Consider the following 22716-nt stretch of genomic DNA (forward strand, 5'->3'; position numbering starts at 1 on the left):
AAGGTTCGGCTAGTGGCTGGACAGGCGGCCGTAAATGACAACGGCCAGGAACATGACCCACGCTTTCCAGGGCGCAACGCCCAGGGCTGTCAGGGCTTCGAGAAAGATGCTGTGTGCCGTCATCCGATCGAAATCGGGCAAACTCAGCAGGTAGTCATGCAGCACCGCTGCAGCTGCATATTGCGGATCGTGGGGCGGCAGCAGCCACCACAGCAGGCGCGGAACGCTGGCCAGATCCGTCACGAAAAGCCGGGGCACCGCGACGGTCAGACCCGAGCCCTTAAAGCCCACGTCAAAAGAAAACGGGCGCTCGGTGATGTAGCGCCCGTCAACCCATGGGCTGATCACCAGGGGATCTGTGAATTTGCTCATGGCGCTATTCGCCGTTGAGCGATGCCATAAAGGCTGCAGCGGCCGCCTTGGCATCAATCAGCGCGGCATTGACCTCGGTGGGTTCGCTTGCCGCCTCGATCGCGTCCTGGGTGCGGGCGCGCACGCCATTGACGAATTGGGCGATCAGAGCCCAGGCAGTGGCATTTTGCTGAACGATCGCCGCCTTTTGCTTGAGCTGGGTCAACCGCTCGGCATCGGTAGCTTCACCCAAATGATAGGCGCAGACAGCGGCCAGGAACGGCGCCAGGTCCAAGGTCGCCCTTTCGCCGGCCGACATCACGGCCTCGGCCTCAGACTTTTGCAGATCCCAACTTTGCACCTCGGCCTGCGGATAGGCGGCCAGGTGATTGGTGGTCAGCCCATTGAGGTGCAGGATCAGCTCTTTGTTTGCTGACTGCTTGGTAAAAGACAGCAGATCAGCTGCAGCTTGTGCGACGGGGTCGATGGTCTCGGTTGGTTCGGTCATGTTCTTTCCCTAAGCCACCCTGCCGAGCAAGGTGCCATTGTTGATCAGGCTTGCGATATTGTCGTTGCCGTTAATGTAGCGCCCGGCCAAGCCGCCAGCGGCGCCACCAGAGCCGCCGCCATTGTTGCCACCCGCGCCGGTGTTGCCGCTTGCGCCAGATGCGCCCCAGCCGCCACCATTGCCGCCAGCGCCGCCAGTGCCTGCGTTTGTGCCGCCACCCGCGCCGCCCGAGCCGTTCTGGTAAACGTTTGCGAGTGAAGCGTTGTAGCCCGTGCCGCGACCGCCAGCACCGCCAGCGCCGCCTGATGTGTAGTAAGTGTTATATTGGGTGCTGGTGCGGTAGATGTCGTAATAACCCACCGAGCCGGAATCGTTCGAGCCCCTGTAGTTTACGCCCCAATAGCGATAGCCGCCCCTATCAGCGTAGAAGTAACCGCCGCTCATTGTGACGTTGCCCGAGGGACCGGAGACATTCTGGTAGCCACCAAACGAGATACGTTCGATCTGCTGACCACGGACATCGAACGTGTAGCTGTAGCCGTCATAGTAGGTGCCGCTAGAGGGCTCGCGCAGGGTGTAGGGCGTCTGGTAATACCCTGGCCCGCCCTGCCCGCCGACGCCGCCACCACCCCCGCCACCATAGATGGCACCGTTGTTGATGATCGTCACACCAGACTGGCCGACGAATAGAGCATCGCCACCCAGGCCGCTGTTTGCATTGCCGCCAGCGCCGAGGATATAGCCGTTGTTCTCAATGGTCAGCTTGCCGCCGCGACCGGTCCCGACGTTTAGCGCCGGGGTGCCGGGCGTGTAGCTCCAAACATTGACGCCGGCGCCAACTATCAAAATCTTGTCGATCGCGGGGTTAGCCCAATCTGCGGGATCGAAATAACTCTGCGCGCTGATCTGGGCAGCATTGGCCGCGATCGTCACCCTACGCTCGTATTGGTATTCTTTCCCCCACACGGCGCCCGCCTTTAGCGAGCCACGCAAAATGGGCTGCCAAACGCCGCCAATTTTGGCCCAACCCGCCAAGGGTTGCTTTTGCACTCCACCATGCTGCAGCAGCAAGGTCATGATGCCACCTGAAACCAGAGATCGCCATCTGCCCCACCAGTGGGCTCATCGGTGGACACCGTGACGTTGCGGATTGCCGCCGTGCCAAGCCCCAGATTGGTGCGCGCCGTGGCCGCATCATTGAGATCGGCCAGATTGCTCGACTGGCTCAGAAACAGATCATCACCAAACGCCGAGGCCGCAGATTGCCAAACAAACTCAGCACCCACTTTGACCATCACATAGCCATCAGGGGCATCACCCGAACCGACCACATCGGTCAAATCGCCCATGGCAAATGTCGTGTTGGCCGGCATCAGGTCAGCTAAGGCATCGACCAGCCCCTCGATCTCGCTGATCTCATGACCATGTTCATCAGCTGCCAGCCCGCCGATCGCCTGGAACAGCTGATGAATGTCATTGTCGATCGCCGGCAGCACTGACTGCTCAAGGTTCTCGATCTCTTGGCGAACCGTTTTAGTGTCGAGCGGCAGCTGATAGCCGCGATGGATCGTGAGACTTGTCATTATCCTGCGCCCCCTACATTGCGCCTGCGCCAAAATCGGCAGCGCGTGGGCGTGCCGCTGGGCCGCCCGTTAGTGTGAGTTTGAACCGCATCAGGGGCGCCGAAAGGCTGCCAATGCGATAGTTGCGCTCGACCCAGGCGGGATCTGGTGAGATCTCGGTGGCTTCAAGCGGCATTGTTTGCCAGTCGTCATCTGCAACATCGTATTCCATCGAGAAGGTCGACCCACCAGGCAGGGACAAGCGAACATAGGCCGACACACGATCGGCCGAGCTGATGTCAAATGCGCGGCTGACATAGTCCGCCTCGGTGGCAATCTTGCCGGCCACCAGCACCACCGGCGCAAACAGGATCGGCGACAATGTCGCGCTGCCCGAAAGCTCGGCCGACAGGGTCACCGTCTCGGTGATGTACTCACTCAGCTGCAGCACTTGCCAGGGTAATAGACGATACACCTCGCCATTGGTGCGCGTGACCTTGAATACCACCGAGCAATCGCGGCTGGGCAGATCGATCATGGCCTGCACCATCAAATCACTGCACTCGACCAGATCGAACGTGCCAAGCGCCACTGTCTTGGTCGTCACCGGATAGCGCGCGGCGATCAGGCGGAATGCCAGCGCTTCATTCTGGTGGGCTGTCCAGGTACTGGCATTGACCGAGGAAAGCCGAGGCCCGACCGGATAAGGGTGCACCGAAACCGGCTTTTGCAGATCCGCATCAAACTGGCCAAGCGCGGCCATTGAGATCGAGTGATCACCGTCATCGGTCTTGATGACAAAGGCATGGTAACGATCATTTGGGGTGGTCACTGGCAGATTGTAGCGGCCAGACTTCCACCCCTCGGCCGCGCCAATCATCGACACGAATGCCTCAGCTTCAACGTTAGTGGTTGGCTGGCCATTGTCGACCTCGACCTGGTGCACCAACACGTGATTGCTGGTGTCGCCGATATTGCAAAGGTGAAAATCAACACCCAGCAATTGCCGAGTGGTGGCCGGCAGGAAAATCTGCGCTTGCGGATCCGGGCTATACCGGCCGCCGCTCCAATTGCCCTGCCCGCTGCCATCATCCGAACTGTCACCGCCGCTTGAACTGGCAACAGGCGCCACCCAGCGGGTGATGGTGGTAACGCGGCGCATAACGTCGATCGCCAGCGTGCCCTGCCCCGTAAACAATGCCTCGGCGATCGTGCCATCCTCGGCACCCACTGCCTGCACTGTTTTCGTGCCGGCCGTGACATTGGCAGGAATCGTGAAACTGCCGACAATCTCGCCATTGCCATCAGCTGCCAATTCCTCGGCCGGCTTCACATCGATGCCGTCAAAAGTCAGCGCGGTGAGTATTTCACCGTCAAAAAAGCCAGACAGTTTGAAAGCCACCGAGCGCTGGCGCAGGAATGGCAGCGCCTCATCGCGGCTGGAAAGCGTTTGTGTTGCCGTGGTGGTGGCTTCAAGCGGCCCGCCCCATGACTGGATCCCGCGCTGAAATTCCACCGTAGCAGCCGAGGCCCATTGCGTGACTTGTTCTGTCCAAAAATCAGCGGCAGGGGTCAGCACCAGCGCGCCGGGCATCACTGCAAAATTCTGATATTCGTTGATCTTGACGCAACCGGTCTTGAGGGGCTGCTCGACTAGCACCTCTTCGACATAGTCCAGCAGCACCGGCGCCGTCAGAGTGGCGTCATAAAATGTGGGCTCGATCGCCAGCTGCAGGATGCGATCGCCCACAGCACCAGTTTGGGGCACGCCCGCATCGCGGTAATAATCAGACTCGAACGGATCCACGAACATATTCTTTTTCGCTTGAGGATCGCGACGATCGACGGCCGAGCGCAGCCGCTCAAGCTGCAGCAACCGCCCCTGATCTTCGACCTGGTTTTTGAGGCGCTGATACTCAGACCAGCTCGGGATCTGCACCCCGGTGATCTCGCCATCAACCTTGATGGTGGGCGTGCCCAGCCAGTCATTGTGCACCGAACATAGCGGCAGCACATTGCGGGGCGGAATTGGCATCACTGGATTGCTCGGCGCAGATACGCCCTTGATGTAGGCAGGCGCGCCATTGGGCAGCAAACCGATCAGATCGATGCGCGGCAGCTTGAACGTATAAGCCAGGATGATCTCGCCGCCGTCTGCGCCACCAGACAGAACGATCTCGGTATCTGTGAAGCTGTCTGGCACCACGCTATCGCGCCAACGGATCTTTGCCGTGTAGCTCGATCCCACCAAAGGCTCATCGCCCGCCAGGCCCCAATCCACGCCGTTGCCGGTGCGGGTGTAATCAACCCCGCCCGTAAAGGTGACTGCATCCTGTTTGACTTCCAAAATCTCGATCACCGAGGTTTTGGGCAGGCCGTCAATACCATTGGCCACAGCGCCGCGCGTAAGCGTGAAAGTGGCTTCTTTGGTGAGCAGGATCGTGTTGATGGTGTCGATCGGAAACTGATCGGTAACGATCGCTTGGGTCGCACCACCCACATAGGTGTGGGTCTCGCCTGGCACGGCGCCCACGTCCCAATCCTCGGGCTCAGAGACCCTCACGGCCGCGTGCCGAACGTTCTTATAACCACTGATGTTGGCCTCGCCTTCCTCGATCGAGAAATGCTGCGCGCCGCCATTTGCGCCCAGGGCGGTCACGCGATTGCCGGTGACGATGTAGTGGCCATGCGGGCGGTCATACTCCGCCAGGGCGGCTTTGAACCCCTCAAGCAGTGCCGGCGCATTCTGTTCAAGGATCGTGCCATCCTGCAGCAAATAGACCTGGTGGAATTCGCCATCGGCGCCATCATCACCCAATGCCCAGCTGATCGCGGCAATCTCACGCGCGGCGCCAGACTCGCCCTCGGCCAGAGACCCTGGCACTTGACCTAGTAGGCTCGGATCATCCTCGCCGGTGACAAAGTCTCGAACCAGGCGCACGCCGATCTGCACACTGCCGGTCATCGACACGCCAGCAATCACCCGCGCGGCCACTGGAAACTCATCGCCAGCAACATAGATCTTGCCTGCAGTCAGTGTGACGGTGCCGGCGCTGACATCAACAAACGCCATTGCGCCCTCGGTGCGATCGCCATTCTTGGCGATCAGGCGCCCCAGGCGATCGTGGCGGCCACGAATGACATCCTGCAGATCATTAAGCTCGCCACCCTGCAACAGCGGGCGCTGGCCATAAAAAACCAGGCTCTGGATGTCTTGCCGCGACTTGGCGCGGGCAACAGCATTGGGCAGGCCGCTTTCATGAGCAGTCATTGGAACCTCATCAGAAATTTGATTTGCTCGCGCACGGTGCGCCGCATGGGAATAGTCACGGCCTGCACCGCAATGGCTTCGCCGCCCGAATACTGCGCGGGCGATAGCCACAGCTGCGCTGGCTTGGCGCCACCGGTGATCTCGCCGCCAACCATCAGCGCCAGGGAAGCGCAATCAACATCAGCGGCATCATCAAATTGGGTAAGCGCCTCGGCATAGAGAATGCCGCCCGCCTGGTCGGGCGAATAGTCGACGCCGCCATGGCTATAGTGCCCCTCAAACGCGGCCTCGACTGGTCGCACTGCCCGGCAGCGGCGATAACCGATCACGTTGCCGGCCACGTCGCTTAGGCGCAGGTATAGGGCTCGGCCAGCAAACCAGGTGGACAAAACAGCACGTCGCTGGGCTTCCGGGGTGTCAGCCCAGAGATAATTGGCATCGATCCAGGGCGTTTCGATGCTGGACCAAGGCACCGAACCGCCATCGGTTTTCACGGTCTGGATCGCCTTCAAACGCTGGCGCGGCAAAGCCGTGGGGATCTCAAAATCACCGCCTGGGGTATCTGGCACCACCAGCGTGGCGTCATTGTCCAATGTGTAAGTGAGCTGGTGCACGCCGCCCGGAATATGCAGCTGCACCTGGTCAGCCGCGCGCGTCGTGCCCAGGCCAAGGGGATTGATCGGCGCAAAGAACGCATCGCCCTGGGTGATCTGCAGCCCGAGGGCAATGATGGAATCGCCTACGTTCAGGCCGGCGCCAATGCCGCCATTCCCATCTGTGCCGGTGAAGTTTGGCACCCAGCGCACATCTGACCTGTAAATACCCGGTTGCAATTGCGTGGCCCCTACTAGGGTCATTCCGCCGCGCGCGTTGTTGCTGCTGCTTATCACGCTGCCGTCATGGCTCATTGCGATGCGTGACGTGCCGCCGTTGCCGGATAGAAACAGCCCCACCTCCGTTGAGCTGGCGGCCTTGTACCAGAAGGACGCAGAGTAAGTTTGCCCCTCTACGATCGAGATCTCAGGGGAACATTTGCCGCGCCCATTCTGTCCGGTGTCTGTGACCAGCACCGGGTTATCGAAAATCCCCAAATACGGGCCACCGAGGTGGGGGGTTACGTCGGCATTCGTTGCGTTGGACCACTGCCCACCCTGCATCTCGTTGGTCAGATTTGTGGCCTCGGGCTCAATCGTAAAGCCCAAATCTGTGATGCGCGGTTCATTGGCCGCGAAAACCTCATAAACGCCGGCAGAATTGAGCGCGTAGGCTTCCCCTGCCCGCGTGACACTGATCACCTCTTGACGTGCCGCTGGGAATGCCTCGCTCCGGTACTGGCCGGCGATGAAATCCGCAAACACTGACTCCCCGCCTGGGGGCACCAGCCAGTTACCAAGCGCGACACCTTCCTCTTGTGTCAGCGTGTGCTCAAATTCGTGGGTGCGGCCAAACGACCAGACAGTGCCCGCCGCCGTGACAACCGTGCCACTCTCAAAATCGAGCATCGCACCATCGAGCCGGGTCTCATCAAGCTCGACCGCGCCCACGTCATAGCCATGCACGCCACGGCGCAGCTGCGACCGCTTGGGCACCGATAGGCGGGTGACCCCCTCGATCCGCTCCAAGTCCGGCGCGTCTGCAGCCGGTAGGCTGTCGAAACGCAGTTGGAACGAATTCCACCATGCGCGGCCGGTCCAGGCTGGCTCGATGGTGGCCGCATAGCCCACCCAGGCCAAGCCGATAGCGACCGCACTCAGCGTGCCGCGCAGGCGCTGCCAGCGCACGCCCTGATCAATCAAGTCATAAATGTTTGGAACGTATGGCGTCAGCTCGCCCAGGCCGTACTCATAAACCAGAAACGGCAGCATTGACGGGCGCGGCGAGACCATCTTGACCCGGCGCAGGGCATTGATGCCACTGTCGATCGCTGCAGCTGGCACCATCCCCTGGGCGAGCGCGACCTCAAACGGTGTGGCGTTTTCAGGCAGAACCGCTGACATCAGTATTCCCGCCCCTGTAGCACCAGGCTGACTGCGCCCAGCGCGCCTGCCTGGTTGAACGGAATGGCAATGTCAGCAGCGGGCGCCACCAGCTCGACGCGGTGCACCCCATCACGCTGCAGCTGCGCGATCAGCCAGCTGCGCGTGAGATCGCGACCCAGCAGCATGTCGCGCGACCAGGCTGCGCGCAGGTATGCCTCGACTGCAGCCAGCGTGCTTTCGGGCGCCTGGGGCAGCAGCCAGATATTGGCGGAAATGGCGATAGCTTGCTGGGCGGCACTGGCCACTACGATCTTGTCATTGACCATGCGCGCATCAGGCGCCTGCAGCGCGGCATCAACTTTAGCCACTAGGCCGGCATCAGCCACTCCGCTGGCACTGGTCGAGAACACGGCCACATTGATGGTCGGATCTCGGCCAACAGTATAAACCGCGACATCGGCCACACGCACATCGGCAGCGAGCGCAATCGAGCGATAGCGCGCCTTGGTGCCCCCGGTCGATCGCCCCTGAATTGCCAGCACCACCCGGCGCCGTAGGGCGTCGTCAGTCTCGCTGGCCAGGCGCACGACATCATAGAACTGCGCCAGCGCGTCGAGATCCCCACCGGTTGCATAGGCCAGAAACCACGACTTGATCGCCTCATTGACGCGCTGACGCAGCAGCACATCTTGATAAGCGCTCACCTGCAGCAGGATCTGGGCGGGATCGGTTTCGAGATCCTGCACGTCATAATCGATGCCCGCAGCGGTAAAGATCTCGACCAGGCGCGTGCGCAACACCGCAAGGCGCGCCTCATAGCTGATCGTTTCCACCAGGCTGGGCGCCGGCAGATTGGCCAATTCTGGTGGCAAGGTGGACATTTGAGATCCTATTGGATTTGCAGGCTCGCGCCGAACCGAATGGAGAAGCTGCGCACGCTGTCGACAGAATAATCACCGACCAGGGCGCGCGGCCGCCAGTCGACCTCAATGCGCACCCCGGCATTGCCCAGGCGCACATCAGTGGGGTTTGCAGACACATAGACCCCGCGCACCCGAAAACGGGGTTCCCAAAGGTCGATGCCCACGGCCAGCAGCATCTGCCAGGCGGCAAACAATGGCACCGTCATCGCCCGCCCCAGCAGCTCGGCCAGGCCGGCGCCGAAATGCCGGCGCATGATGCGCTCACCGATGCGCGTGGTGAAAATCACCTCGATCGACTGCAGCGCTGATTCATAGTTGCCGATCAGCTTGCCAGTGTGCCGATCGATGCCGCTCATGACTTGCGCCCACCCCGGCGCGAGCGGGTCACCGGCGCCACGATCGGATCGGCCGGGTTCGGGATCTCATTTTCGCGGGGCGGATCCACCAGCACCTGGGGCACGCTGGCGCCGGCATCGAGCGTGAGCCGGCCGTGCGCCTTGTCAAACATTGCCTCGGCCGCTGTCAGCTCCATGATGCCGCTTTGTGGCACCGGCTGGCCGTTGACCTGGGTCACACCAGGCGCCACCCGATAATTGCTCTTTTCCATGCTCTTGCTCCTAAACCGCGCTCACTACGCTTGAACCCTCGACAATCGGCCACTGGCCCGCCGAGGATCCGCTGCCCACTGCCACCTTGTCGCCGATGCGCGCGACGGGCTTGCCGCCTTCGCCACCCAGATTGACCTGGGGCGCATTGACGGTGACCGCGCTGGCTGCATCGATCGTGACTGTCCCATCTTTGTGCAGGGTCAGCTTGACCCCACCAAAGGCCAGCACGTTCTCATCCAGGCTTTGGCTGGGGGCTGGGTTGTCGGCCGAGAAACCGCCGCGCAGCAGAATGCCCTGGCGCGGATCCCCGCCAGGATTGATCACCCCGACCACCTGACCTTTGCTCAGTGGTGCCCAGGTCGAGGTGGCGCCACCCGATTCAGGGTGCGGATAGAACGGCGACAAAAATGGTTCCCCACCGGAACCGTTTCCGTAGCTGATCCGAAAGCCCTTAACCGGGTCGACCACCTCGACCGGCCCCACGCGCAGCGCGCGACCGAAAACAGTTTTCAGCTGCTCGATGTCAGCTCGCTGCGCGATAATTTCCGAAATCATGGGTCGACCCCCTGCCGGCCAGAGATCTTGATCGACCCCTCATCGAGCGGCGCCGCCTCGCCATTTTCATCTGGCGCCAGCGGCCGGCCGCCCAGGGCGATCGATTGCCCATCGCTCAGACCCAGCTCGCGCTGCACCAGCTGCCAATCGACAGCCTCGCCCGCCAGCACGCTTTCAAAGGCTTCCTTGACCTTGATCAGGCTTGGCGACCCATCGGCCGCCAGTGCGGCCAGAAACGCCGCCAATGTGGTGCCGGCAATGTCTGCGCCCTTGACGGGATCCTGCACAATTTCGCCGCGGATCCGCAGCTCGTGCGCGGCCAACCGGGTGCCGTTGGATTTTTGCCCGACGCGCGAGCGCTCGACGCCCGAAACACTGACCAGCAGCGATCGCACAATCTCGGCCCAGCTGTTCGCTGGATCCACCAAAGCATCGGACACGCCGCGCATCATTAGATCGAGCGTCATTTCCATGGCCGCATCGGTGGCCGGCAGACCAACACCCACAATGTGGGTGACGCCAGTGCCCTCATCCTGCTCGACCATGGCCGCAGAGATCCCTGCCTCGATCACCAGCTCGACGCTGGAATCGTTAAACAGGATCATCAGCCCACTGCCGGCGCTGATGTTGCCGCCATCGGTATTGACCGACAGAAATGGCTTGTCTTGATCGGTGCGCAAACTGCCATCGGCATCGAGATCGAGCGCGGCAATCTGGCTGTCGAGAACATTGGGACCAGCCAGCGTTTGCCCGCGCAGGGCTTCCTGCACGGCGATGCGCAGCGCGATGCGAGTGAGCATGTCAAACTGTCCTGGTTAGCTGGCCGACTTGGTGGCCAGCGAGATCTGCGCCACGATCTGATCATTGCCTCGGCTATCAGCCGAAATGACCTCAAACCAATGGGCGCCCTCGCGCTCAAGCCCGCGCGCCTGGTCACCGGTCTTGAGCGTGTGACCCTCAAAATCGGCCTTCAGAATAATCAGGCGCCCCACCCCGCTGACCACCTCGGTGGAAAATTGCGAAGCGCTGCGCCCCAGCTTGCCGTCGACTTCCTCGGGCAAGTGCAGCTGCGCCCGCAATTCGATTTGCGGGCGCGCCGGGTCGACTAGACCCTCTTTGAGAAACGACAGGCGCACCGGCTCGCCCCACAGCTTGTGGGCGCTGCCGGTCGCCATAGCTGTGAGGCGGCGCCAGTTGACCATGGCGCTAGTTTGACAGCCGCACGGCGCCGGCAGTGTCGGCAGTGAGCGCTGCAGCCGTGGCGTGGCCTACAGGCTTGTTGGCGCCGCTGTCGTCATTGGTGGTGCAGACTTCATCACCGGCATCCCAATAAAGCGCCGCGCCAACCGTCCACGCCTGGCCGGTCGCCTTGGGCAGCTCATAGACGCCGACCAGGTGCAGCACGCAATCCTCGCTGCCGGCAGCGCTATGGCCAGCAACACCTTTCAGATCGCCTGCGAAATAGAGATTGCCGGAAACCTTGGCGCCGGCAGTGACCACGGTGATTGCAGCACCGGCCTGGATAAAATTCTTCATCTTGGATCCCCTTGGATCGATGGAATTGGAAATGCCAGCGGCGCCTCATGCGCCGCTGGTCAAAAGCCGATCGGCTGCTGGTTAGGCGGCGCCGGGGTTCTTGTAGGCAAAGCGGCTGTCGATGGCGCCGGCGCCAAAGTCATGCTCGACCGACATCGCAAAGCCCTGCACGCCGAAAGGTTCTTCCATGCGCACGCGGGGTGCCTCATAGCCTTCGAGATAGCCCCAGCGCCAATTGCTGCCCATGGAAGGATCGCCAATCAGGTGCCAAGCATTGCCAGTGATCTGGCTGGTCTCGATCGGCACCAGCTTGCCCGAGAATGGGTTGACGCTGGCGGCCGTCGCCGGCGTGATCGTGGCCAGCAGCTTTTCGGCCTCGGTCGACTTGTCAGGCCCGGTGAGCAGGAACCGGGGCTTGTTCGACAGCAGTGGATTGCCGTCGATCGACTTCTGCTTGCCCATGGTAGCGCGACCCTTGCCGATATTGTCGACATCGATCGCGGTGCCGGCAGCAGCAAGGTTGCCATGATCGGCATGGAATACAGACTTGCCATCGGCCAGCTTGGCGTTGAAGGCCAGCGAATAGAACGTGGCTTCCTCAAACAACGCGACGGTGGCGCCATAACTGGCCAGCAGATCCGCGATCGCGCCCAGATCGTCATTGATCAGCATCTTGCGGCTAATGCGGATCTGGCGCGCATAGCTGAATGCCTGCGTTTCTTCCTTGCCTTCACCAAAGGTGCCGGCCTTGATCTCGCCAGTTTCGGCGATGCGCTGCAGCATCGGGAAATCACCGATCCGCACGGTCTGATGCGGCCGGAAATCGCGGAAATTGCGCTGGCGTGCAAACTGCTTGAACGTCGGCTCGGCCAGGGCATAGCGGCCTTCAAGCGAACGGTTGAGCGCATTCTCGAAAATCACCGGGAAATCCGATGTCGAGTGTGATGCACGGGTCAGGATCTCATCAACCTGGCGCGCATTGAGAATGCGACCGCCGCGATAGTCGGTGACCTCGGCCGCCAAGTCGATCAGTCCGCGACCCATGAACTGGCGCGCAGCCTCGCTCGGACCATCGGCCGGGACCGGCAGGCCCAGGCCATAGGTCAGCGCTTCGGTAATCGCGGCGCGGGTCACTTCCTGGCTATCCTGACCCATCTGGGTGCGGGTCTGGGTGCGCTGGGGCTGTCCCTGCCCCTCGACCATCTGATCAAACAGCTGGGTGCGGAAAGCCTCGACCGTGACGTTGTCAGCAATCGCCGCGCGCGCCAGCTCGGGACGGCCAGCACGCTGGGCAAGGTCGGTGATGTCCAGTGTGCGGGTGCGCTCGGCCTCGGTCGCGCCGCGTTCGCCAGTGTTGCCTGGGGCGTTGGCAGGCACCTCTGCCGGGCCATCCTCGGGCTCGCCGGCAGCTTCGCGCTGGCGGATCTCGGCCGTCTTGGCGCGGATCTCCACCAGCATGGTTTCGTGTTCGCCTTCGATGGTGCGGATCTGCGCATCATCGAGACCGTCTTTGATCTCGGCGATTTTGGCCTGGGCGCGCGCCTGAAGTGTGGCGAGATATGCCCGCAGCTGCTTAAGGGTCATTCTTAAGTCCTCTTGAAATGGCCTTGCCCAAGGGCACGAAGGGGCGACCGCCAGAAAGGCGGCAGCGGCAGGCGGAACGGCCCGACTAGCCGAAATCGTTGTGGTTAGAGCTGCGCCTGGCGCATGCGCATACGCGCCGCGATCGCGGCTGGGTTGCACTCGGTCTGCAGCTCAAAAAGCTGCTGGCCATCCTCGCTGCGCACGCCCGATGCCGGATCGGCCGGAACGGTGACAAACGAGATCTCGAATGGCGCCCAGCGCGTGGCGATCACCTTCTGCAGCTCGCCGCGCTTCTCAGGCTCGATGACCTTGATTTTTTCGAGGGTGTAGCCAACCGAGACATTGCGCACGATGCCCTCGCTGATCAGCGCAAACAGCCGATCGGCATTGGCATCGGTCCCCTCGGCCGGGAACCGGATCAAGGCACGCGCCTCTTTGCCATCAATCCAGGCTTTCTCGACCACGGCCACCTGGCTCGATGTCGAGTAACGCGCATGACTATCGAGAACCGGCGCCCCGGCATTGAGCCGGGTCATGTCGATCGCCGCGCGGCTGATCGTCAGGATCTCATGGAAGTTTACGACTTTTTCCCAGCCCTCATAACGCCGGCGCTGCACTGGCGTCTCGGTGGCGAAAACCACCTCGACCGTGCGCTTGTCCACGTCGACCTGGTTGGGCACGCCAGCGGCGCGGATCTGCATCGGCAGCGATGCCGGCAGTTTGGGGATCTGGCTCATTGCTCGCCATCCTTTTTGGGGTTGTCGGTATCGTCTGGCTGCTGGGTCTGGCCGGCTTGCGACATCTTGCGACCGTCGACATCAAGCACCAGGCCGAGATCATCAAAGGTCTTGTTATCCTCGGCCAGCTGCAGCGCCGTGGCCTCGGGATCCTCGCCACGTTCGGCCACAGCGGCCGACCAGGGCTTGAAGCCGGCGCGCACTTCGCCGATCTGGGCTTTGAGATCGCGCGCAGGGTCGGCCGAGTAGAACCGGGGCGGCACCCAATCATAAGCCTGATCGGGGCTGTCGATCTCACCGGCCAGATAGGCTGCCTCAAGAAACCAGCCAATGATCGGCTCGCACAGCATCGGGATGATGATCTGCCACTGCAGCTGCGAAATCGTGCGCTTGAAAACCTCAAGCCCGACCTTGCTTGACGAGTAATTCACCTTGTCCAGGCGCCCCGTCAGAATGAAATGCGGCATGCGCCAACCGGCCGCAACCACGTGTTCCTCAGTCTCGATGTAGCTGGCATAGTCGCCGGTCACCGCTGGCTGGGTGAACTTCACATCGGTGCCGCCAATGGCGTTATAGACCGTGCCAGGCGAAACCTTATCGACCCGCTGGCCATGGGCATCATAGATGCCGGCAGGCTGGTCGACGGTAGGCTGCAGCGGCGTGCCCAGGCTATCCTCGGGATCCCCGCCCGTCATGATCGCCACAAGGCATGCCTCAAGCCGCTTGCGCACGCGCTCGGCCTCGCGATAGCCCTCAAGATCGTGATGGTTGACCATCACCGGCGCGCCCCACGGCACGCCCCGCACCTGGGTGCGCTGCTTTTCAAACACGTGAGCGATGTCGCTGGCCGGAACGGCGCGCGATTTATTCAGGCCGAGCTTGCCGAGCAGGTGCGCACCGGGGTGCTGATCGAACAGCCAGAACGCCTTGCGCTCGCCATCCTCATCAAACTCGATGCCCTGGATCGCATTGAGACCGCCCTCGAAATTGCCATCCTTGCGGCTGTCGATCTGGTCGGCCTCGATCACCTGCAGCTTGAGCGGCACGGCCTGGCGGCCATCGCGCCGGCGCCACTTGCGCCGCACCAGGCCATCACCACCCTCAAACATTTCGCGCGCAGCGAGTGCCTGGATCCCATAAAAGTCCTGGGCGCCATCGGCATCACAGCTCTTTGCCCACTTCTCATAAACCTTTTTGACCTTGGGGTTTTTGAAAACCGGCACGATCCCATCGCCGATGGCGTGGGTGACCAGGATGGCCACAGCATTGGCCGCCAGTGGATTGTTGCGCACCAGGTCGCGCATGCGATCGCGCAGCAGCTGGCTGGCGGCGCCAATCTCGGTATTGGCCGAGGTGGATCGAGCATTCCAGCTCGACCGCAGCCGGCCGCGATCGGCACCGCTATAGCTGCGCTGCAGCTCAGACAGCATGGCGCGACGGGCCAGGCGCTGCACGCCACGCTTGGGCGAGACATAGCCGATCGCACGATCAAGGAAATTGCCAGCGGCCGCCATCAGAACGCCACCAGACTGGTGCGCGAGCGCCGTGCCTTCTGCGCCTTGAGCTTGTCGAGCCGCCGCTGCATTGCATCCATCGACTGATATTCAGCCTCAGTGCGCACGCCCTGCGATTGCGTCACGACTTTGCTCACGCCGCTTGAGAGAATTTCCTCAAGCTCGGCGATCTGGTCATCGATCGACATGTGGTTGCTTCCTTAAATCCAGTCGCTGGGTGCGACGGTTGGTTTGGTCTTTGGACCCTCGGCCGCCTTGCCCTCGAATGGGCTATCGGCCGCCTCAAACAGATCCTCGGTTTTCGGCTCGCCATGCACTGCCATCAGCAGCTCAGACCAGCGCTGCTCGGTCAGCTGCATGCGGTGCTGCAGAAAGAACGCCAGCGCCTTGGCGTAAACCGTCACGTCAAGCCAATCGTTTGGCCGGCCGACGATCCGTTTCCACTCACGCGGCGCGTGCGGATTGATCAGGTTGCGCGCGCGGCGCTTGACTGCGTTGCGGGCTTCCTCATCGGGATCCACCAGCCGCTCGGCCGTCAATTCCTTGATGAAAGCCTCATCAGCCAGCTCGGGCGTGAGGTGCAGCGTGTTGCGCGGCCAGGCACCTTTTTCGTCAGTGCCCGCGACCATGTTGGCCAGACCGGCCATCACCGCCGTTTTGATGTCGAACGAATAGACCGGATAGAGCAGCGCCTTGGCGATCGCCCGCCCGCGCTGATCTTTCACCGTCTGCTTGGTGGGCGAGCCCAGCCAGGCAGCGCCGGCCTTGCGTGGCCGACCATCGAGCGCAAACACGTTCGGCCGAGCCCGGCAGAACATATAAACCCGGTTGGTCGCATAGCCCGAGTCAACGCCGGTCAGGTCAATGCCCTTCTCGATGCCGCCCGTTTTATACTTGCGGCCCAGCGCATCGGCCAAAGCGATCCAGGGCTCATCAGACTGATCTGGCGCGCCTTCAAACACCTCGCGATCGACCAGCCACATCTGATCGCGTGGCCCGATCGCATAGACCGCCCACTTGATCCCGTAGCTTTGCACGTCCGCAGCAGCGACCAGCAGGCCCGCCTGCGCCGGCACAACGCTGCGCGGGTAATGCGTGCCGCGTGTTGCCTCTACGATCTTCTCCCAATCGATCGCCTCGCCACCTGGATCATAAGGCTTTGCCAGATCCTGCTGGAAAAACGTCCGCAGCTTGGTGGTGTCGCCCTGGGCGTCGATCCAACGCGCCCAGATGTCTGCCCAGCGCTCACGCGGGGCATAGGCGGCCCATAGGTCATAACTTGGCTGCCAGTGCCGGCAGCGGCCCTCACAGGGCTCACAGCGCCACTCTGCTAGCTCACCGGGCTTGATGACCTCGGGCACCTGCCCATCATCGCCCTCTGCCACCCGCGTGGGGATCCAATGGGCACCGGCCAGCATGTCGGCCTTGTGACCATCCTGGATCACCCCGTCACAACTCAGGCACCGAAAGTGCACCGGCAGGCCGGCGTCATTGTCGGCTGGGCGCATCTGCTCAAACTTGAGCGGGTGATAATCGCCGCAGTGCGGGCAAGGCACGTAAAGGAAACGCTGATCACCAGCCTCAAAGTCATCGCTGATGGCACACTCGCCAACCTCGCCTGGCGTCGAGCCCTGCCATTCCTTGGCCAGGTCTCCATACATTTTCTGTCGCGCCCGCGCCTGGTCGCGTGGGCTTCCGCGCCCGTCAACGTCGCGCGGGTAACCGGTGATCTCATCCATCGCCAGGTATTTGATCGAGACCATCTGCAGACCCTTGGAGGATCCAGCATTGACGATCTGGGCAAACCCGCCAGCGTAGCGCTTGAAAGCCGTTGTCGATCCCTGCTCATCGCGGCTGCTCATCGGCGCCACCTTGTGGCGGATCCGGGGCGAGGCATCGATCGTGGGCTGCAGCTTCACCCGGTTAAACTTGGTGGCTTCCTCAAGCGTGGGCAGCACGATCATCATCGAGCCAGGTGCCTGGTCGACAATGTAGCAAAACCAATTCTCGATCGCCGTCGACTTGCCCAGCTGCGCCGCCCAGCGCGCAGTCACCCGGCGCGCCGGATGATCTGGGTGCAGGCAATCTTGCGGCTCGCGCAGATAGGGGACGCGGCTAACGCGAAACTCACCCGGCCAGGGCGAGCCCGAGGCATCCGACACAACGCGATAGCGCTCGGCGTGCTCGGTGATCGTCAGATCCTCGATCGGCTTGCTGGCCTTGGCCAGGGCGCCGAACAGAACCGCTTCGCCATGCGCCAGGGCAGGAAACTGCTGGCGCACGGTGACATCGCTGATCATTGCAGTGCCATAGGTTCCTGGTCATCGTCGCCGGCATCTTGTGCGCGGCGCCGTTTATCAAGCTGGGTCAGCAGCTCGCGATGAAAAACATCAACGCCCACATTGGCGAAGCTCTTGAGGGACACGCGCACCACGCGCTCATCCCAGCCATATTTCAGCGCCAGCGCGGCCGCCTCGCTTTCCACGGCACGCTCAAATGCGTTGCGCATCATCACAACCGCGCTTTGGCCGGCATCGGCCACCTCGCTTGTGCTGGTCACTCGGCCCAGGCGCTCGGCCAGGTCCAGCTCGCGCATCTGCGCGACGGCCTCTTTGTCGCGCGCTGCCGCGTTACCTCTCGAAATGTTGGCAATTGGCTGCTTGGAGAGCGCCAGATCGCCAACGATATTTGGCCGGCTCGGCAACTGTAGGCGCACGTTCTCGCTTCGATGCTGCGCCAGAACCCGGAAATCCACTAAGTTGGACTTACCTTCTCGCCTGGTGGGCAAGGCCTCCGCATGCTGCGTGACGTATCGAGAGAGCGTGGAGCGATCCACCTGATCGCCATCAGACGACAGCCGCTTGGCCGCCTCAGTAATCGAAATCCAGTCTGAATCTATCACGTGCTGCCTCTCGTGCAGCACACGTGCAAGCACGCGTGTTGCGTGTACCGCTTTCAAAGTTGCGCACTAGAAAAATCCCGCAAGTCCGCCGACCCGCAGGCGAATGGGCGCTGGGGAGGACCCAATTGGGGGTGGGGTCAGCGTCCGAAGCGTTTGACCAGATATGCCTCGACGCGTTCGCGGAGTATTGGCGCGGCTGTTCGCTCGAATGCGGCTTTGGTGGCGCCGATGGTCATCTCCTGAGGGATGCGGACCTCGGATCGGACCTGCGCGAGCTTGGTCCCTGCCCGGTCCAAACGTTGGAACACTTGGCCCTTGAACTGGGGCACAAACACGCGGCGGGGGAACTTGCCGCCCTTCATGAACGTGCCGGGATAAAGCTTAGTCTGCCCAAATGGCTTGGCCCTAACACCCGCGCGACCCTCTGTGGGCTTTAAGTACTTCAGGCGGATGAAGCCGCCCCGCGTGGTCATTTCGTATGACAGTCTGCCGTTGGCGCGCGCCGTGGCAGGATTGCCGATGGCACGCACGATGGTCTTGCGGGGCAAGCCGGTCTGCCGAAATAGATGCTTGATCACCTGCGTCTTGGCCAGATTGCCGACCTGGTTGACGATACGCGGCAGTACGATCGGATTTTCTCGGCTGACTTGCTCAAGAAGATCACCGAACTGCTGCAAGTGCTTATCTGCCCAACGAATTGACACGGACATCGCTCAACCCAAACAAAAAGGCGAACCGCTATCCGCGGCTCGCCTCAGGTCAACCTTCTATCAAACTAACTCTTCTTGCGGCGCTCTAGCAACAAAATAGGCCCACTGAAGCGAGCCCTGTTGCCGACGCAGTTCGTCAGCTTGCCCAATTCATGCTCAAAGCGTTCCGTTTCGTCAAGGGCGGGGTTTGCTCGCCATTTGGAAATGCACCGCCAAATCGTCCAAAGCCTCGCGCAGGTCCTGCCCTGCCCTGATGCTGGCGCGACCACTGCCGCCCGCAATGCGACGCAGAGACATGTCGTAAATCACCACGCGCTCTACCAGACTGGAGCGGATCATGCCGAGAAACCGAACCGCCTCGGCATAGTCACGTCGCGCCCGCTCGCCGATCTCCCCGACCACGCTAGTGTTGATAGAGCTATCCACCCGCACAGCGGCGTAGTCGGTCGCCCGAGCGCCGCCGAGTTGGGCGCGGTCATGCAGCAGGCGAAAGCGTGCTGCCACGGCTTCATGCTGTTCAGTACGGTCCTTGATCCGCGCCAATCCACCAATCAGTTCCACCATGTTGATCGGCACACTGAGCTTGCCGACATTGGGCCCAGGCCGAGCCCGGCGCCGTTCGAAGTACTCGGCGTCGGTCATCATCGGATCTGGCACCAGACGGTACTCAATCTGCCGAACGCCCTGACTTGCACTAGCCGCCATTTTCTTGTGCCCCTTCTTTGAAATCATCAGCCCGCCGCCCTTTCGTTTGCGTGCTCCCCAGCCACCAGCGCCCGCGCCGCATCCACCAGGTCTTTGGGGAAGGTCCAACTGCCCGATTTGCCGACAGGCACTGGTCGGCCACGCAATCGCTCGCAAGCCTCGAACAAAACCGCCTGCTGCCATTTGCTGACGGATTCGGTGCCGCTCATGTCGACGGCGCTGGACGGATCAAGCCTGGTCGAGACAGGTAGGCTGTCGGCGTCCAGCCATTTCTGGCCCTTGAGCCAGTTCACCAGATAGGGCGCGAAGCGACAGGCATCTTCGAAATCATCGCCCTTGCGCGCCGCCTCTTCGCGGAACCACTGCGCAAACCGCAGGGCACCTGCCTCGACGGTAGGCAGATCGCTCTCATCGATGTTTTCAAACAGCTGCCAGGCGTCCATTTGCGGACTATTGGGGCGCAGCGGGAACGCTTCCCAGATTGCACGGAAGATCGAACCGCGATCGCTACGCGGCGCGCGTGTATTGGTTCTCTTACTGGTTAACTTACTGGTTAATCCTTTTATGCGTGTCTCACCAGTGAGACACGGCTCGGCCCTCAAATGAGACACGGCTCGGCCCGAATTTGAGACACGGCTCGCGGTCTCATCGTCGTCAAATGAGACACGGCTTTCACCAGAAACAGGTTCATTTTCGTCCGCAGAAGCCGTGTCGCAATTTGAGACACGGCTTTCCCCATCGTCCTCGATTTCAAATTCGTCTTCGAAGGCCAAAATGTATCGCGTCGGCAGCTGTTTTTTGGTGACTGGATGGTGCCGCACAACGCGGCGGATCAGCGCCTTGCGTTCCAGCTCCAGCAGAATGCGGTTCACGGTCGCCCGCGAGATTTCGCAGTCACGCGCGAGCGTACCCTGGTCTGGGAAACACCCGTTATCGGGATTGTGTCGGTCCGCGAGCTGCCAGAGCAAGACCTTGGCGACGGGGCTTACACCGCGCTGAGACACGGCCCAATTGGTCGCTTTATGGCTCATGCGGCTCTCCCACTGAGCAAACAGCGATTGACGTGCGGCCGCCCTCTACCCCTACTTGGCGTCGAGTCGCGGGAGGACGGGAAAAATGGAGTCGTGGCATCGAATAGGGCGATCGGCTGACAGTGGTGCGCTGACGCTGGTTATGTTTGGAACCGGCGTTCTTGCCGGAGTCATCCTGATTGCGATGCTGCCCGGAATGCCTTGGGTCACCACAATTCAAGATGTAGCAGACAACACCGCCGCGCTTGACCTCGGCGCACAGCGAAGCATGGCAACCGCCGCATGGTGGATGGTTGCAATAACAATCGCGTCCGGCGCCGTTGGGACAGCCGGCTTGTATTTGATTTTTCGGACACTCGTGGAAGCGAAACGTAGCGCGGACGCTGCTGAAAAAGCGATCATCGCCAACCAAGAACTCGGAATAGCTCAAGTTCGAGCCTACCTTACTGTGACGGAAGCTCGAGTTAAAGTTTACGATGACGATCTTGGGGCCTATTGCGAGTTCACCGTGCAGAACTCCGGCCAGTCCCCCGCACGTCAGGTAACTTTTATGTCGAGCCTCACAGTCCTTCCTTGGGGAAAAAAGGGAGGTGCCGACAAGCTTGAATTCAACAATAAATCCGGATGCGCCGACGTTCCTGCGGGCAAAGAAGTCAAAGGTGGGAGCATGTTCGTGGAAATGGATTTCGCAAAGGTAGAAGCAACAATTCGAGCATTCCGGGCAACACACCAGTACATTGATATTAGGCTCAATTTTGACCTTTGTTATTCCGACGTATTCGACATCCCGAGAGTCGAGCCGTTCGAATTTTTTCTGGTCCTGTTTCCAGACAGGGACGTTAGCGACCTGACAGAAATGGCCTTCCGACCTAAGGGTCATTAACTGTATGGGGTCGAACACTCTTGCTCCATGAGCACTCATCGCGCGTCCCCGTGCTGTTCAATGCTTGACCGATGTCCGTGAGCATTCAAGGCAGTAGGAAGCTGCGCTACGGCACCTAAGGGCGAACGCCCATCGTCGTTGCACATCGTGTGCGCAATGCCACCGTTGACGGGCGAGCCCAGACGTTGGACTTCTGGGAGTGAAAGCGCCGGGGGAAACAGATGCCGCACAAGACAGTCGCATTTACGCTGCTTGGCACGCTCGCCGGCGCCATGCTCGCCTCGGCGGCCCATGCACGCTGGAGCGACGTAGAGGTCCAATGGCTCGGGACCATTGGCATTCTCCCGCTCCTGGTTGCCACCGTGACTCTGATCTTCTTGGCAGTGAACTCGCGCTACACAGCGCGCAGCGTTGAAAACACTCGCGCAACGCTCGACCAAGCACGAAAAGCCGAGGTCGCTAACCGGTTTCAGAAAGGCGTGGAGCTTCTCGAAAGCACCAACATCGCTACGCGCGTCGGCGGCATAGCGGTGCTTAGGGACGTGGCAATTCAAGAGCCGCAAGGGTACTGGACGAGCGTGGCTGACGTGCTTGCGAACCTGATCGAGTCCAATAGTCGCGCTCAGATAAGTGCGTTCGATGACGCTAGCAGAGCCTGGTTGGAGGCCGAAAACAGCGGATGGAAAGCGCCCGATTTCGGTATGACTGGGCGCGATGTCCTGGCTGCGATTGAAGTGCTTGGTCTTCAAGACAAGCGCTTGAGGCAGGTAATACTGCAGCGCGACCTGGCGCGGCCAATCGAGATTATCGGCGCGGCGCTGGTGGGCATTGTTCTGAAGGACTTGGACCTCCGACAAATCCATTGGAATGGCGCATTCGCCAGTCATGTAACTTTCAGCGGTTGCAACCTGCGGGACGCAACTCTGGCGCTTCCGACAATTCGGTGCACTTTCGGAGAATGCGATCTGGCTGGAGCCACCATTAAATGTCTTGGCTCGCCTTGGATTCCAAACAGAGTTTCCTTTTCGCGCTGTAGAGCGCTTCGTTCTCAGTTGATCATGTCGGACGACATAATCTTGCAAATGCACCAGATGGACCTGACAGGCGCGCGCATTGTGGGCGGACATGCAAACGTGGATTTTTGTTGGTTCTTCGAGCACGAGCCAAGTCTGAGCGTCCGTACGCAAACCGACATCGCGAACACAGTGAATCTGGCCCCGGTGGGAGCCACGCCGCGCGGTTTTAAGATCTATCGAGCTCCGCCACAAAAAAGTGCCGAGTGAATAGGGAGCCATCATCTGTTCCCCCAACGCTCAAAGCGCGCAGCATCCGCCCGCTCATAGCCTGCATAAGTGAT

At 61.2% G+C, this 22716-nt stretch carries 24 protein-coding genes; 2 read left to right on the plus strand and 22 right to left on the minus strand.

What is annotated here, in order from left to right; genetic code table 11:
- Positions 1-9: 9 nt before the first annotated feature.
- The 22 genes from AC0L37_RS10330 to AC0L37_RS10435 all read right to left on the minus strand — a co-directional run bounded on the left by AC0L37_RS10330 (position 10) and on the right by AC0L37_RS10435 (position 20476).
- On the minus strand, positions 10-372 hold the full coding sequence (locus AC0L37_RS10330; protein ID WP_282221209.1) for a DUF1353 domain-containing protein: 363 nt from the start codon (positions 370-372) through the stop codon (positions 10-12).
- Between the two features lie 4 nt (positions 373-376).
- Complete coding sequence (locus AC0L37_RS10335) at positions 377-859, minus strand: hypothetical protein (RefSeq protein WP_282221208.1); 483 nt, start codon at positions 857-859, stop codon at positions 377-379.
- 9 nt (positions 860-868) lie between these two features.
- A complete protein-coding gene (locus AC0L37_RS10340) occupies positions 869-1936 on the minus strand; it encodes a hypothetical protein (protein ID WP_282221207.1) in 1068 nt (355 codons plus the stop codon).
- Positions 1933-2442 carry a hypothetical protein gene (locus AC0L37_RS10345; protein WP_282221206.1) on the minus strand — a complete coding sequence of 170 codons (510 nt, stop codon included), beginning with the start codon at positions 2440-2442 and terminating at the stop codon, positions 1933-1935. The genes AC0L37_RS10340 and AC0L37_RS10345 overlap by 4 nt, the downstream gene beginning before the upstream one ends.
- Positions 2443-2455: 13 nt before the next feature.
- On the minus strand, positions 2456-5692 hold the full coding sequence (locus AC0L37_RS10350; RefSeq protein ID WP_282221205.1) for a DUF4815 domain-containing protein: 3237 nt from the start codon (positions 5690-5692) through the stop codon (positions 2456-2458).
- The gene (locus AC0L37_RS10355) at positions 5689-7689 is read right to left on the minus strand and encodes a phage head spike fiber domain-containing protein (RefSeq protein WP_282221204.1); all 2001 of its coding nucleotides are present in this window, start codon (positions 7687-7689) and stop codon (positions 5689-5691) included. The genes AC0L37_RS10350 and AC0L37_RS10355 overlap by 4 nt, the downstream gene beginning before the upstream one ends.
- Positions 7689-8552: a baseplate J/gp47 family protein gene (locus AC0L37_RS10360; protein WP_282221203.1), complete on the minus strand. Its 864-nt coding sequence runs from the start codon at positions 8550-8552 to the stop codon at positions 7689-7691. Before AC0L37_RS10360 ends, AC0L37_RS10355 begins: the two co-directional genes overlap by 1 nt.
- Before the next feature lie 8 nt (positions 8553-8560).
- Positions 8561-8950: a GPW/gp25 family protein gene (locus tag AC0L37_RS10365; protein ID WP_282221202.1), complete on the minus strand. Its 390-nt coding sequence runs from the start codon at positions 8948-8950 to the stop codon at positions 8561-8563.
- On the minus strand, positions 8947-9201 hold the full coding sequence (locus AC0L37_RS10370; RefSeq protein WP_282221201.1) for a hypothetical protein: 255 nt from the start codon (positions 9199-9201) through the stop codon (positions 8947-8949). Before AC0L37_RS10370 ends, AC0L37_RS10365 begins: the two co-directional genes overlap by 4 nt.
- 10 nt (positions 9202-9211) lie before the next feature.
- Positions 9212-9757, minus strand: a complete 546-nt coding sequence (locus AC0L37_RS10375) for a baseplate assembly protein (protein ID WP_282221200.1) — start codon at positions 9755-9757, stop codon at positions 9212-9214.
- On the minus strand, positions 9754-10557 hold the full coding sequence (locus tag AC0L37_RS10380) for a hypothetical protein (protein ID WP_282221199.1): 804 nt from the start codon (positions 10555-10557) through the stop codon (positions 9754-9756). Before AC0L37_RS10380 ends, AC0L37_RS10375 begins: the two co-directional genes overlap by 4 nt.
- Positions 10558-10572: 15 nt before the next feature.
- A complete protein-coding gene (locus tag AC0L37_RS10385) occupies positions 10573-10932 on the minus strand; it encodes a hypothetical protein (RefSeq protein WP_282221198.1) in 360 nt (119 codons plus the stop codon).
- 31 nt (positions 10933-10963) lie between these two features.
- Positions 10964-11293, minus strand: coding sequence for a DUF2190 family protein (locus AC0L37_RS10390; protein WP_282221197.1), 330 nt, complete (start codon positions 11291-11293; stop codon positions 10964-10966).
- An 81-nt stretch (positions 11294-11374) separates the two neighbouring features.
- Positions 11375-12877: a phage major capsid protein gene (locus tag AC0L37_RS10395; RefSeq protein WP_282221196.1), complete on the minus strand. Its 1503-nt coding sequence runs from the start codon at positions 12875-12877 to the stop codon at positions 11375-11377.
- Between the two features lie 104 nt (positions 12878-12981).
- The gene (locus AC0L37_RS10400) at positions 12982-13614 is read right to left on the minus strand and encodes an HK97 family phage prohead protease (protein ID WP_282221195.1); all 633 of its coding nucleotides are present in this window, start codon (positions 13612-13614) and stop codon (positions 12982-12984) included.
- Positions 13611-15128 (minus strand): phage portal protein, encoded by a 1518-nt coding sequence (locus AC0L37_RS10405; protein WP_282221194.1) that lies wholly within the window; start codon positions 15126-15128, stop codon positions 13611-13613. The genes AC0L37_RS10400 and AC0L37_RS10405 overlap by 4 nt, the downstream gene beginning before the upstream one ends.
- Positions 15128-15316 carry a hypothetical protein gene (locus tag AC0L37_RS10410; protein WP_282221193.1) on the minus strand — a complete coding sequence of 63 codons (189 nt, stop codon included), beginning with the start codon at positions 15314-15316 and terminating at the stop codon, positions 15128-15130. The genes AC0L37_RS10405 and AC0L37_RS10410 overlap by 1 nt, the downstream gene beginning before the upstream one ends.
- Before the next feature lie 12 nt (positions 15317-15328).
- Entirely contained in the window at positions 15329-17428 is a 2100-nt protein-coding gene (locus AC0L37_RS10415) for a terminase gpA endonuclease subunit (protein ID WP_282221192.1), read from the minus strand.
- Positions 17425-18063: a hypothetical protein gene (locus tag AC0L37_RS10420; RefSeq protein WP_282221191.1), complete on the minus strand. Its 639-nt coding sequence runs from the start codon at positions 18061-18063 to the stop codon at positions 17425-17427. Before AC0L37_RS10420 ends, AC0L37_RS10415 begins: the two co-directional genes overlap by 4 nt.
- A 104-nt stretch (positions 18064-18167) precedes the next feature.
- Complete coding sequence (locus AC0L37_RS10425; protein ID WP_348984697.1) at positions 18168-18707, minus strand: hypothetical protein; 540 nt, start codon at positions 18705-18707, stop codon at positions 18168-18170.
- Between the two features lie 207 nt (positions 18708-18914).
- Entirely contained in the window at positions 18915-19445 is a 531-nt protein-coding gene (locus AC0L37_RS10430; RefSeq protein ID WP_282221189.1) for a hypothetical protein, read from the minus strand.
- Between the two features lie 26 nt (positions 19446-19471).
- Complete coding sequence (locus tag AC0L37_RS10435; protein WP_282221188.1) at positions 19472-20476, minus strand: helix-turn-helix domain-containing protein; 1005 nt, start codon at positions 20474-20476, stop codon at positions 19472-19474.
- An 85-nt stretch (positions 20477-20561) separates the two neighbouring features.
- Between AC0L37_RS10435 and AC0L37_RS10440 the strand changes: the two genes are divergently transcribed.
- The gene (locus tag AC0L37_RS10440) at positions 20562-21359 is read left to right on the plus strand and encodes a hypothetical protein (RefSeq protein ID WP_282221187.1); all 798 of its coding nucleotides are present in this window, start codon (positions 20562-20564) and stop codon (positions 21357-21359) included.
- A gap of 221 nt (positions 21360-21580) precedes the next feature.
- A complete protein-coding gene (locus AC0L37_RS10445; protein WP_282221186.1) occupies positions 21581-22642 on the plus strand; it encodes a pentapeptide repeat-containing protein in 1062 nt (353 codons plus the stop codon).
- The last annotated feature ends 74 nt before the right edge of the window (positions 22643-22716 follow it).

Source organism: Devosia sp. J2-20 (assembly GCF_055808475.1).